We start from the raw sequence: 12841 nt of genomic DNA, 5'->3' as shown, positions 1-12841 counted from the left end.
CTTATCGCTTCATCGTATCCATCTCATCCACGTTAACCGTCTGTCTGTTGCGGTACAGCGCGATGAGAATCGCAAGTCCGACTGCCGCTTCTGCCGCAGCAACCGTGATCGTAAATAGCGAAAAGATCTGACCTGTTAAACCAGGATTTATAGAATATTTGGCAAATGCCACGAGATTAATATTTACAGCATTCAACATCAATTCGATCGAAATGAGCACGATGACCGCATTACGTTTTGTTAAAGCACCAAACAAACCGATGCAGAACAGGATCAAAGCAAGCATCAAGTAAGCTGCTAAAGGGACAGAGCTCATTTTTTTGCCTCCTTTTCATCGTCATCCCGCTTTGCCAAAATGATAGAACCAATTAAAGCAACAAGCAGCAAGACAGAAGTTAACTCGAACGGAATCACATAATGCGAATACAGCTCAATTCCGATTTTTTTCGTATTATCGATGTGAAGCTCTGCGTTCTGCTGACCAAAATCAAGGTCTTTGATCTTGCGGTACATGATCAGAAAGAAAAGTCCGATCGCAAGCCCGGTTAAGATGACTTTTAACCGTGGTGCACGTTTTTCTTTTTCCTGGTGACGCGTGAGCATGATTCCAAACAACATGATGATCGTGATAGCTCCTGAGTAGATCAGCACCTGGACGACGGCAACGAACTCTGCTGATAGTGTGATGTAGATTCCTGCAATGGCAATGAACGTAAAAATAAGAGCAACAACCATATGAACGACATTTGATAGGTTGATAAGAAGAACGCCGCCGGCAATGGCTGTTAAGGCGAGAAAGAAAAACGCGATCATTTCACCGGTCATGCTTTGTTCTCCTTTCTAACATTCTCATCGTTCTCATCGAGCCACTCGAGGTTTTTGAAAAGTTCATCACGGCTGTATTCAGCAAGCTCGAACTGATTCGTCATGACGATCGCTTCAGTCGGACAGACTTCTGTACACAGGTCGCATAGTATGCAGATTTCAAAATTGATGTCGTACGTGTCGATGATCTTCCCTTTTTTCGCAGGATCGGGATGGGGCTTACCCGTTAACTGGATGCAGTCGGTTGGGCAGATCTGCGCGCATTGGTTACAGACGATGCATTTTTCGGGATAAAACTTTTGGATGCCGCGGAAACGGTCAGGCATCTGGATCGGCACGTCTGGATAGCTTGTGGTGACGTTTTGTTTTGTTAGGTTTTTGACGGTATAGCTTAAACCTTTTACAAGACCTTTCATCCTGAGATCACGCTCCTTATGCGTTGGTCTTTCAATTGATAGAGCATTGTTTTAGCATTGCGCTGGTTATTGTGGGTGTTGGTTTCCGTTCCAGGTGTTCGCTTTCCGCGGGGCAGGCGGTGAGCCACATTCGAATGTTTCACATTTAAGTGTCTCACCTGCCCACCTGTCCCGCAGGAGTCTCACACCTTTCACTACAACCAACAGTTCAAAGAAGTTAGTAAAAGATTAAAAAGCAACAAGATTCTTGAAAAAAGAATTATAGAATGACCTTAGCCATCGCTTTGAATTTCGAAGGTCGGGCTATGAAATCTTTGGATGTATTGCAAACATACTTCCTCGAATACTTGATTGGAGCGCAAGGTGCGAGACTCCTGGGGGATCAGCGGGACAGGTGAGACTCTTAATAGTGCAAGGCACTAAGAGGCTCACCGCACGCCCCCCGGAAAGCGAGCATCCTGGAGGGGAAATCAACACCCTCATAAACCATCAGTAGTGCTGTAAGGCTCTTTTATAAAAACAACTCCTTAACCGCCGCACTGACGAAGATGTTTAACAGTGCTAGCGGCAGTAGGACCTTCCATGCGAAGCCCATCAGTTGATCGGCGCGGAGGCGTGGAAGTGTTCCGCGGATCCAGATCATGAAAAACACGACGATGCTGAATTTGACGCCGAACCACAACATCCCTGGGATAAAATCTAAGAACGGAATCGGGTTCCAGCCTCCTAAGAAAAGAACGGTTGTTAAGGATGCCATCGCAAATAGATACACATATTCTGTGAGCATGAAGAACGCCCAGCGAAATCCTGAGTATTCGACGTGATAACCGGCCACAAGCTCTGACTCTGCCTCAGGCAAGTCGAACGGTGTACGGTTCAACTCAGCGATTGAGGAGATCAAGAATACGAAAAATCCGATGGGTGTTAAAAAGATGTAGGCAATGTTTTCTTGGCCTCTTACGATATCGTTTAAATTCAGGCTTCCGGCGAACAGGATCACTCCAATAACGGAGATAACGAGCGGAATTTCGTACGAAATCATCTGTGCTGCAGCACGCATGCCGCCGAGTAACGAGTACTTATTGTTTGATGCCCAGCCACCCATTAAGATGCCTATCGTTGAGATGCCTGAAACGGCAACGTAATACAGAAGGCCGACGCCGAGGTCTGCGAACTGCATGTTTTCTGAGAACGGTATCGTCGCGAGCACCATGAAGGCTGGAGCAAATGCGATGACCGGTGCCAATATGAACAATGGCCGATCAGCTAGTTTCGGTATAGTGTCTTCTTTTATCAAAAGTTTAAAAACGTCCGCAACGGTTTGTAGAAGACCGAATCTTCCCCCAACCCGGTTTGGCCCTGTCCGCATCTGCATGAACCCGAGCACTTTTCGTTCCGCTAGAATCGCGTAGGTTACGAACCCGAGAACCGTTACGAGTAGTGCCGCACCGAGCGCAAAGAAGATGGCAACATGCGTCCAGCCAGGTTGTGCGTATAAAAGATCCTCCATCAGCCATCAACCTCCCCGAGAACGATATCAATCCCGCCTAAGATAGTAATCAAGTTGGAGATGTTTTCACCGACTAAAAGTTTTGGCAGAATCTGAAGGTTGTAAAAAGATGGTCTGCGAAACTTCAAGCGGTATGGTTCTTTTTTTCCTTCTGATGCGATGTAGCAGCCGATTTCTCCGCGAGGTGACTCAATGCGAACGAAAGCTTCGCCTTTTGGCGGCTTAATGATTTTTGGTACTTTTGCCATAACAGGTCCTTCTTCTGGAAACTGTTCCACCGCTTGTTCTACAATCTTGAGTGATTCTTCGATCTCTTGCATGCGGCACTGATAACGCGCCCATGCATCGCCCGTATGAAAGACCGGTACATCAAAATTAAAACGGTCATAGATCGAATAAGGTTCATCTTTTCTAAGATCCCAGTTCGTACCTGTGCATCTTAAATTTGCACCGCTTAATGAAAAGTTCAACGCTTCTTCTTTCGTGTAAAATCCAATTCCTTTTACACGGTTCAAGAAGATCTCGTTGCCTGTCACAAGGTCGTGATAGCCAGCAAGCTCTTCTCTCATGTACGGAACAAAGTCACGGACTTTCTCGATCCAGCCTTCTGGTGCGTCCCACTTCACACCGCCAACACGCATATAGTTGAACGTCAGGCGAGCTCCACATATTTCATTCAACATATTGATGATGGCTTCTCTTTCGCGAAAAGCGTATAGGAATGGACTCATCGCCCCGATATCTAATAAATATGTACCGAACCAGACGAGATGGCTTGCGATGCGGCCGAGTTCCATCACGATCACGCGCAAATATTCCGCTCGTTCTGGTATCTCTAGACTCATCATCGTTTCCACCGCATGGCAGATTACATAGTTGTTCGTCATGGCCGCTAAATAATCCATGCGGTCTGTGTATGGAATAATCTGCGTGTACTGAAGATTTTCTGCTAGCTTCTCGGTGCCTCGGTGAAGATAGCCGATCACTGGCGTGGCTTCAATGATCGTCTCTCCGTCAATTTTTAGTACGATTCGAAAAACGCCGTGTGTGCTAGGATGCTGAGGCCCAACGTTGAGGAGCATCTCTTCTGTTCTGATCAATGTCTCTACACCTCCACGTCATGTGGTTCGTAATCTTTTCTGAGCGGATGTCCTACCCAATCGTCCGGCAGCATGATGCGCGTTAAGTTCGGATGACCTTCAAAATGGATGCCTAAAAGATCATACGTTTCACGCTCTGGCCAGTTTGCTCCCTCCCATAACGGGGTAATGGAATGGGTAGTAGCACTCGTTCTGTCTATCTTTACTTTTAATGCAACGGACTGGCGATGATTGTACGAATACAGGTGGTTATAGACTTCAAAATGCGTTTCAAAATCGGTGCCGTGCATTTCAGATAAATAATCAAAACGAAGCTGGTCGTTATATTTTAAAAACTCCGCGATTTTGTAATAGGAATCAGGTTTTGCAACTAAGGTAGGGACGTCTTTTGACAGACTGTTAATATAGGAATCTTCGAGTACATCTTCTCCTAGATGTTCTTTGATGACTTTTATGTAGGTATCGAGGATAGGTTGGTTTGGTGATGGTTTTTCTTCAGCCAGAGGTTCTGTTGCTGCACCTTTGGCGTTTGCGGCAGCGCGTGCTTTTGCGGCTGCAGCTGCTTTCGCCTTTGCAGCGGCGATCGCTTTCGCTTTTTCGTCGTCACCTGCTGGCTCAGTTGTTGCATCTGATCCTGCTTCACGTGAAGCTTTCGCTTTAGCAGCGGCGGCGGCTTTTGCCTTTGCTGCAGCGATGGCCTTTGCTTTTGCGGCGGCTTTCGCTTTTTCGTCATCTGAAGCAGGTTCGGTGGATGTCGTGTCGCCTCCACCCTCTCTGGCTAGTTTTGCTTTAGCAGCTGCTGCTGCCTTCGCCTTTGCTGCTGCGGCGGCTTTTGCTTTCGCCGCTGCAAGCGCTTTTTGTTTCGCCAGATCATCTGCTGACTCATCACTTTGTGGAGCTTCCGCGGTTTCTGCTTTTTCAGCCTGGCGTTGTTTTGCGAGCTCGAGAGCTTTTGCTTTAGCCTCTGCGGCGGCTTTTTTCTTCTGCTCTTCTTTTGTTAGCTCTGGTTCGCCAGCTGTCGAATCGGTTCCTTCTACCGCTTTCGCTTTTTCGGCCTGGCGCTGTCTTGCGAGTTCAAGAGCTTTCGCCTTTGCTTCTGCAGCTGCTTTCTTTTTTAGCTCTTCTTTTGTTAGCTCTGGTTCAGCTGCCGTCGGTTCCGACACATCTGCTGCTTTCACTTTTTCAGCCTGACGCTGTTTTGCGAGTTCGAGCCCTTTTGCTTTCGCCTCTGCGGCGGCTTTCTTCTTCAGTTCTTCTTTTGTTAGCTCTGGCTCGGTCGCAGTCAGCTCTGACTGTTCTGCCGCTTTCGTTTTTTCAGCCTGTCGCTGTTTTGCGAGCTCGAGGGCTTTCGCCTTTGCTTCTGCAGCAGCTTTCTTTTTTTGTTCTTCTATCGATAATCCTTCATTGGAATCATTTTGCTTATCTGTCATTCGCTCATCACCTTCTTGCCTGTCTTCGCTTCATAACGGATTTTTTCTTGAAGCTTGTTGATGCCATAAATGAGTGCAGCAGGGTTAGGTGGACATCCTGGTATGTATACATCCACGGGTACGATTTGATCGACGCCTTTTACGACGGCATACGATTTGATGTAAGGACCTCCGGCTGTAGCGCATGATCCCATCGCGATAACCCACTTCGGCTCTGGCATCTGTTCGTATAGTCGTTTTAAAACGGGCGCCATTTTTTTCGTTACAGTTCCTGAAACGATCATTACGTCAGATTGACGAGGTGATGTACGGAATATACTTCCGAAACGGTCGAGGTCGTAATGGGACGATCCAGTACCCATCATTTCAATCGCACAGCAGGCGAGCCCAAAGGTTAGTGGCCATAGTGAATTACTTCTGGCCCAGGCTTTCACTTGTTCAAGTGTTACCATGAATACGTTGCGGTCTAGTTCGGCGCGTTCCTCAGCCGTAAGTTCCCACTTTATGTCCATTTAAGCACCTTCTTTTTCCAAGCGTATACAAGACCTAACGTTAAAAGAACAACAAAAATCCCCATCTCGATCAGAGCAAACACGCCTAGCTCTTCATAGGCCACGGCCCAGGGGTATAAAAATACGGTTTCAACATCAAAAATAACAAACATGAGCGCAAACAAATAATAACGGATATTGTACTGAACCCAACTTTGATGAAAAGGCTCAATTCCGCTTTCGTAGGTGGTGTATTTTTCTGCTGATGGTTTATAAGGGCGTAACAAACGGCCTGCAGTCAGTGCGACTACCGGCAAAAGGACCCCTAAAAATAAAAATACAGCCACAATGAGGTAATTGTTTTGATACAGATGATAAAAATCCATTCTGACTACCTCCTAATCTTCAGAATTTTATAAATTCTGTAACCGCTTTAATTATAGCAAATTCCATATTTTGTGTCGATGTGCTTCTTCACATATGGTACTTCTACTATATTAAGGTCTACCCCTTATTTTTCTATAGAAATGTTCATAATCCTGTAAATTTTTTGGAGGTGCCGATAGACTGTTAGCAGTATGATAGGTATAAAGGGGAGATTGTAATGGATATATGGTGGATTGCTTACTTCTTGATCGTCGTAATCTCGATCGCTGGATTAGTCGGTACGATCATGATTTCTAAAACACAGGATGAAAAATATGGAAGTTCAACTCGTCAGAACCTCGTGCGCCTTACACTCATCTATGCAGTGGTGATCCTCGTTTCGATCATAGCACTTGCTCTCTACATCTATCTTTAATAGAATGCTGTTATTAAAGGATGTGATCTACTTTGAAAAAAGAGACCGAACAATTGTGGGCAAGTGAAAAATACACCGTGATGGCTAAGGGATATAACCTTTACAAAGAGGTTCAAGGACTCATGAGAGATGCTCAATCTGAATCTGACTATGAAAAAGTGAGGTTGTTGATCGCTGAGTTGAAGGAAAAACCTTTTGAGCGTCGTGCTTTATGCAACACTTTAGAACATGTTTGGGGTTATTTTAAAAAATCAGCAGAAGAAGTGGACAAAGAGCATTTCTTTTCGCTACTGAAGACGTTGAGAGAGTCAGATGAAGAGTATTATGATGAAATACCGTATGAAATTAGTCTTTTTATGCAATATTTGCTTCAAAAATACCCTTCAGAATACTTATCACGTTCAACATTTATCAAAAATTAAGGATGTTCCCGTCGAGTTGTGGGATCATCCTTTTGTTTTGCCTAAAATAGGTGCAGTTTCGGTGGACGAAACTGTTCTTTGTGCATACCCTGTTGGGTATTTTTGAGAATCAATCAAGAAGTTCAAGCCTTTAATCCACAAGAATCAGTATGTAATCCACGAGTTTTAAGCATGAATCCAAAAGTTTTGGCTATTTATCCACGAGTCGACAAACCTCGACATCCAGCAGACATGTTTACCCCCTTATATACCCCTCCACATCAAAAAAGACACCCCGCTCTAACTAAAAGCGGGATGCCTCTCTGCCGTACCTATAAACTTCTATTAGATCGCCTCAACAGACAATCGTAATTGCTCTTCGAAATCTTCTGCATGCTCGCGTTTTTGCTCTGCATCCCAGCCCAATTTGTCGGCCATGCAGTTGATTACACTTTCTTTCCACTCATATACCGTATCAATGTCAAAGTATAGAGCAGACGTACGGCGGATCAAGAAGTCTGATGGTGTGGATGTCATCTCATAATCTAATGCGTAGAGTAATGATGCATACAAGCTTTCTGGCAAGTTGTAGCTCTTCGCTTCTTCACCGCGTTCATTCATATAACCATATACGATGTCGATGTTCGTTCCGTAACGCTGAACGAGCTCGCGAGCTTTTGCTTCATCCAAACCTAATGCCAAGCCTTCTTGTACTTTTGTACGGAGGAAGTCTGCGAAGTTTTGGCTTCCGCCCATCTTACCGCCTGATAATTCCATGTGTTGCGTACGGCAACCAGGGAATTTTGCTCCTTCTTCCTCACCTAGCTGATCACGAACGATATCCACGACTTTTTCAGCCATTTTACGGTAACCTGTCAGCTTACCACCAGCGATTGTTAGTAATCCTGATGGAGAATGGAACACTTCATCTTTACGAGAAATTTCTGAAGGTCCTTTCTTCGGTTCGTGAATCAATGGACGCAGTCCTGACCATGAAGATTCAACATCGTCGCGTGTGATCTTCACATCTGGGAACATGAAGTGGATTGTATTTAGAACATATTGAAGATCCTCTTCTGTCATGCCTGGGTTTGCAAGGTCTCCCTTGTAATCGGTATCTGTTGTACCTACATACGTTTTACCTGCACGAGGAATCGCGAACACCATACGGCCATCTTCTGTGTCATAGTAAACCGCTTGTTTTAATGGGAACTTAGAGCCATCAATAACAAGGTGAATTCCTTTTGTATGGTGAATCTCTTTTCCTGTTTTTGAACGATCTTCTTCTCGAAGTTCATCTACCCATGGACCTGTTGCGTTCACGATCTTTTTCGCGTAGATCTCATGCACTTCACCAGTAAGCTGGTCTTCTACTTTTACACCGACCGCTCTTTTTCCGTTATAGATAAAGCTTGTAACTTTCGCGTAATTAACAGCTGATGCTCCGCGTGATACCGCTTCTTTCATGATTTCAAGCGTCAGACGAGCGTCATCTGTTTTGTATTCTACGTAATATCCACCGCCAAGCAAGTTATCCTTTTTCAACAGTGGTTCACGGCGTAATGTTTCTTCAGCTGAAAACATTTTTCTGCGTTCTTTACGTTTTACGCCTGCTAAGAAATCGTACACTTTTAGACCGATGGATGTGGAGAACTTCCCGAACGTACCGCCTTTATAAAACGGAAGCAGCATCCATTCTGGTGTCGTTACGTGTGGTGCATTTTCGTACACGATCGCACGTTCCTTTCCAACCTCTGCAACGAGTTTCACTTCGAACTGTTTTAAATAACGAAGTCCGCCGTGAACAAGTTTTGTAGAACGGCTGGATGTTCCAGCAGCGAAGTCCTGCATCTCTACAAGACCTACCTTCATACCACGCGTTTGGGCATCTAATAAAATCCCTGCTCCAGTTACGCCTCCTCCGATAACGAGAAGGTCAAGCTTCTCTTGTTTCATACCTGTGATGATTTCTTCTCTTTTATATGTTGAAAATGATGCTGTCATTTTCTCTTCACTCCTTCTGTACAGAACCGTTGGACATATATGATACGGGTAGTTTTCCCGGAATCAGCGAACCCAACACACATTTTTCAACATTTCCGTGTATTGGCACGCATGCACGCAAAAAAAGACCACAAGAACCCCGCAACGTTTGTACGAGGTTTTGTGGTCTCTCCTAATCTCCAACCGGTTCAATATCAACTTGGGTTTAGTATAACGCAGTTTTCAAGATTTTGAAAGGGTTATGCTTTAGGTTTGTATGCGATCGTTGCTTCAACAGCTTTTTTCCAGCCATCATAAAGCTCTTTACGCTCTTCTTCTTTCATGTTTACGTCGAAGTCTTTGTCCACTTTCCATTTATCTGCGATTTCTTGACGATCGCCCCAGAAACCTACAGCAAGACCTGCAAGATATGCAGCACCAAGCGCAGTCGTTTCGTTAATCTCTGGACGCTCAACCGGAACGTTTAAGATATCACTTTGGAACTGCATCAAGAAATTGTTCTTAACCGCTCCGCCATCTACACGAAGTTTCTTCAACTCAATACCTGAGTCTGCTTCCATCGCTGTTAACACATCTGCTGTTTGATACGCCAGTGACTCAAGTGTCGCACGAACGAAGTGTTCTTTTTCTGTACCACGTGTCAGTCCGAAGATCGCACCGCGTGCTTCTGAATCCCAGTAAGGAGTTCCGAGCCCTACGAAAGCTGGCACAACATACACGCCATCTGTTGATGCAACGCGCTCTGCATAATCTTCACTGTCTGCCGCATCTTTTAACATACGAAGTCCGTCGCGCAGCCATTGAATCGCTGATCCTGCAACAAAGATACTTCCTTCAAGTGCGTATTCGACTTTTCCGTCCACACCCCAAGCGATGGTAGTTAATAGGCCATGCTCCGACTTAACTGCTTTTTCTCCTGTGTTCATTAGCATGAAGCAACCTGTTCCATAAGTGTTCTTCGCCATTCCTTTTTCAAAACAAGCTTGTCCGAAAAGTGCCGCCTGTTGATCGCCCGCGATACCTGCGATCGGAATATTTTTACCGAAGAAGTGATAATCGATCGTTTCACCATAAACTTCAGATGATGATTTTACTTCTGGAAGCATTGATTTCGGAACGCCTAAGATCTCAAGAAGCTCGTCATCCCATTTCAGATCGTATATATTGTACATGAGTGTACGTGAAGCGTTTGAATAGTCCGTAACGTGCGCTCTTCCACCAGTTAGTTTCCATACTAGCCACGTATCGATCGTACCGAATAATAGATCACCGTTTTCTGCTTTTTCACGAGCACCATCAACGTTATCAAGGATCCATTTCACTTTTGTTCCTGAGAAATAAGCATCGATTAACAATCCAGTTTTATCACGGAATTTATCGTTTAAGCCTTGAGATTTTAGTTCATCACAGATTTCAGCGGTCTGACGAGACTGCCATACGATCGCGTTGTGCACAGGTTTTCCAGTGTTCTTGTCCCAAACGACAGTTGTTTCACGTTGATTCGTAATTCCGATCGAAGCGATTTCGCCTGGATCAGTGTCTGTTTTTGATAATACCTCAGCCACTACTGCTAAGATTGTTCCCCAGATTTCTTGTGCATCATGTTCTACCCAGCCTGGCTTCGGGAAGTGCTGCTTGAATTCCTTTTGTGAGATCTCAACGACTTCTCCTGCTTTGTTAAAAAGGATCGCTCTTGAACTTGTCGTCCCTTGATCGAGTGCAATGATATATTTCTTTTCCATACGTAAACCCTCCCAAAATGGTTTGTTCTTGTTTTAGTTTTCTATTTGATCTCCGTGAGGCAATGCTTGTGTGCCTTTACTTCCTAAGAAGAACGATATAGCGAAAATAGCTATTGATACTGCAGTCCAAATCCAGAATAACGTTGTCACTTTCCCTGTGAAAACAGCTTGGTAGAACAATGCTCCAAAAACTCCGCCCAGCACTGGCCCTACAACTGGAATCCATGAGTATGTCCAGTTAGATCCGCCTTTGCCTGGAATCGGTAAGATGAAATGTGCGATTCTTGGACCGAGGTCACGAGCAGGGTTGATCGCATATCCTGTTGGTCCACCAAGTGATAATCCGATCGCTACGATTAAGAATCCGACGATCAGTGGATTTAACCCATCTGAAAATTTATTCGCCCCGATTGACAATAATCCTACTAGTAAAACCGCAGTTCCAATGAATTCTGATAAAAGATTCGAAAACGTATGTGGAATTGCAGGGTCCGTTGAGAAAACTCCTAATTTTACCGCTGGATCATCTGTTGCTTTCCAGTGTGGAAGGAAGTGGAAGTAAACGACCATTCCTCCTAAAATACCCCCGATCATCTGTGCAAGGATATAAGCTGGTACATCAGCCCATGCAAATTCACCGATTGAAGCGAGACCAAGCGTAACGGCTGGGTTAAGATGTGCGCCACTAAAGCTTCCAACTGCATATACCGCCATCGCTACGGCTAATCCCCAAGCAAGTGCGACAACGATCCATCCGCCACCTTGGGCTTTTGATTTATTCAAGGAAACGTTTGCAACAACGCCCCCGCCAAATATGATTAGAATCATTGTTCCTATCAGTTCTGCCATAAATGTAGACATGTATTTTCCTCCTTTATGCAATCGCTATCAATTATAAGTGCAAGCCTGTGAACGGATTTCATCAAAAAAAGACCCAGCAAAAGATACCTATAGTTTTGCTATAAGTAACCCTTGTGGATCTCCATGTTCTCCGTCACGTTTATGAACTTGTCTCTATTATAACAAGGATGAAAACGTTGTCAAACGTTATTTCACAAGAACATTAGATCCACAATTCAGGGTTTGAAGTCGTCACAGCCTCTGCACCTGCTTCAAGTGCTTCCATCACATTAACTTTTGTACGAATCAATCCACCAGCAATTACCGGTATACCCGCTTGCTCACTCACTTCTCTTATTATTTCCGGCATGATGCCTGGCAAAACCTCTAAATAGTCTGGCTGAGCACGTTCAATGACTTTATAACTCGTTTCAAGTGCTAATGAATCTAATAAAAATAACCGCTGAACCGCGATCATGTTCTTCTTTTTAGCACGAATGATACAGTTGGAGCGCGTTGAAATGATTCCTGCTGGTTTCATTTCTTGTGCTAAAAAGTCGACTGCATACTCATTTGCTTTCAGACCGTTAATCAGATCAAGATGGACCAATACCTTCTTTTTACGCTCGTTCGCCATAGCGATCATAAATTTTAACTGGCTGATATGCGTATCCAAACATACGATATATGTGTATTTGCTGTTTAGCAGCTTCTCAAAATCCTTCATCTTTCTCGCTGCCGGCAAAACTTTTTGTCCATGAAAGCTCATCTTGCACACCCCTTACTTTCTTATCATTCACCAGTTCTCACATTTTATTGCAAACCCCGGTAAACCGCCTTTTTTACATATTAAGTGATAATAACACATACAACAACTGACGGACGAGCATTTAATAGTATATAGCTCGTATAAAGAGCTATATTTCTTAGGACACTTCCTTAGCTTGAGGAGGTGATAAGCATGATTAAAAAGAGAAAGAAACCTGTGATCTCTCCTGTTGGCGAATTTCAGAACCCGTTTGGTGATGAAGTGGTTCAAATGGAAGAGGCAGCAGAAACGAACGCGATGACTAGTGAAAATGGCGACCAAGTATGGTTACGTAGGGTCTCATGTGCTCGGCCGATTTTTGGAAGAAACTAAATAAAAACGATTCATCCATTGTTCAACCTTCTCAAACTGAACGTGATGTATTGTAATAAAGCCCCTTTGACTTATTTGAACGAGTCGGAGGGGTTTTTGAGTTCTGAAAAAGAGTAAAGGTACAGTTTCAGTTCCCGAA

At 44.4% G+C, this 12841-nt stretch carries 15 protein-coding genes; 3 read left to right on the top strand and 12 right to left on the bottom strand.

The window, feature by feature from the left end:
- Position 1: 1 nt before the first annotated feature.
- The 8 genes from nuoK to HU823_RS06810 all read right to left on the bottom strand — a co-directional run bounded on the left by nuoK (position 2) and on the right by HU823_RS06810 (position 6158).
- Positions 2-316 carry an NADH-quinone oxidoreductase subunit NuoK gene (gene nuoK, locus HU823_RS06845; RefSeq protein WP_144696957.1) on the bottom strand — a complete coding sequence of 105 codons (315 nt, stop codon included), beginning with the start codon at positions 314-316 and terminating at the stop codon, positions 2-4.
- Complete coding sequence (locus HU823_RS06840; protein ID WP_197221535.1) at positions 313-825, bottom strand: NADH-quinone oxidoreductase subunit J; 513 nt, start codon at positions 823-825, stop codon at positions 313-315. The genes nuoK and HU823_RS06840 overlap by 4 nt, the downstream gene beginning before the upstream one ends.
- On the bottom strand, positions 822-1241 hold the full coding sequence (gene nuoI, locus HU823_RS06835) for an NADH-quinone oxidoreductase subunit NuoI (RefSeq protein WP_066244809.1): 420 nt from the start codon (positions 1239-1241) through the stop codon (positions 822-824). Before nuoI ends, HU823_RS06840 begins: the two co-directional genes overlap by 4 nt.
- A 511-nt stretch (positions 1242-1752) precedes the next feature.
- On the bottom strand, positions 1753-2754 hold the full coding sequence (nuoH, locus tag HU823_RS06830) for an NADH-quinone oxidoreductase subunit NuoH (protein ID WP_066398898.1): 1002 nt from the start codon (positions 2752-2754) through the stop codon (positions 1753-1755).
- Positions 2751-3851 (bottom strand): NADH-quinone oxidoreductase subunit D, encoded by a 1101-nt coding sequence (locus HU823_RS06825; RefSeq protein ID WP_197221534.1) that lies wholly within the window; start codon positions 3849-3851, stop codon positions 2751-2753. The genes nuoH and HU823_RS06825 overlap by 4 nt, the downstream gene beginning before the upstream one ends.
- A 5-nt stretch (positions 3852-3856) precedes the next feature.
- On the bottom strand, positions 3857-5281 hold the full coding sequence (locus HU823_RS06820) for an NADH-quinone oxidoreductase subunit C (protein ID WP_197221533.1): 1425 nt from the start codon (positions 5279-5281) through the stop codon (positions 3857-3859).
- Entirely contained in the window at positions 5278-5793 is a 516-nt protein-coding gene (locus tag HU823_RS06815; protein WP_137791106.1) for a NuoB/complex I 20 kDa subunit family protein, read from the bottom strand. Before HU823_RS06815 ends, HU823_RS06820 begins: the two co-directional genes overlap by 4 nt.
- Entirely contained in the window at positions 5784-6158 is a 375-nt protein-coding gene (locus tag HU823_RS06810; protein ID WP_197221532.1) for an NADH-quinone oxidoreductase subunit A, read from the bottom strand. Before HU823_RS06810 ends, HU823_RS06815 begins: the two co-directional genes overlap by 10 nt.
- A gap of 218 nt (positions 6159-6376) precedes the next feature.
- Between HU823_RS06810 and HU823_RS06805 the strand changes: the two genes are divergently transcribed.
- Positions 6377-6574: a hypothetical protein gene (locus HU823_RS06805; protein ID WP_066398908.1), complete on the top strand. Its 198-nt coding sequence runs from the start codon at positions 6377-6379 to the stop codon at positions 6572-6574.
- A gap of 32 nt (positions 6575-6606) precedes the next feature.
- A complete protein-coding gene (locus tag HU823_RS06800; RefSeq protein ID WP_197221531.1) occupies positions 6607-6996 on the top strand; it encodes a DUF1722 domain-containing protein in 390 nt (129 codons plus the stop codon).
- Positions 6997-7320: 324 nt separating this feature from the next.
- Here the strand turns inward: HU823_RS06800 and HU823_RS06795 are convergent, their stop codons facing one another.
- From HU823_RS06795 to HU823_RS06780, 4 genes are all read right to left on the bottom strand, one after another.
- Positions 7321-8979 (bottom strand): glycerol-3-phosphate dehydrogenase/oxidase, encoded by a 1659-nt coding sequence (locus HU823_RS06795; RefSeq protein ID WP_197221530.1) that lies wholly within the window; start codon positions 8977-8979, stop codon positions 7321-7323.
- Positions 8980-9218: 239 nt separating this feature from the next.
- Positions 9219-10721, bottom strand: coding sequence for a glycerol kinase GlpK (gene glpK, locus HU823_RS06790; RefSeq protein WP_197221529.1), 1503 nt, complete (start codon positions 10719-10721; stop codon positions 9219-9221).
- A gap of 33 nt (positions 10722-10754) precedes the next feature.
- Positions 10755-11582, bottom strand: coding sequence for an MIP/aquaporin family protein (locus tag HU823_RS06785; RefSeq protein ID WP_197221528.1), 828 nt, complete (start codon positions 11580-11582; stop codon positions 10755-10757).
- A gap of 202 nt (positions 11583-11784) precedes the next feature.
- Positions 11785-12330 carry a glycerol-3-phosphate responsive antiterminator gene (locus tag HU823_RS06780; protein ID WP_144696936.1) on the bottom strand — a complete coding sequence of 182 codons (546 nt, stop codon included), beginning with the start codon at positions 12328-12330 and terminating at the stop codon, positions 11785-11787.
- 192 nt (positions 12331-12522) lie between these two features.
- Between HU823_RS06780 and HU823_RS06775 the strand changes: the two genes are divergently transcribed.
- Positions 12523-12702, top strand: a complete 180-nt coding sequence (locus tag HU823_RS06775) for a hypothetical protein (RefSeq protein WP_197221527.1) — start codon at positions 12523-12525, stop codon at positions 12700-12702.
- The last annotated feature ends 139 nt before the right edge of the window (positions 12703-12841 follow it).

It is taken from the genome of Fictibacillus sp. 18YEL24 (assembly GCF_015903855.1).
In the GTDB taxonomy this organism is placed as follows: domain Bacteria; phylum Bacillota; class Bacilli; order Bacillales; family Fictibacillaceae; genus Fictibacillus; species Fictibacillus phosphorivorans_C.
Note: the sequence above shows the minus strand (reverse complement) of the source record. Positions and strands in the feature narration are given on the sequence as shown.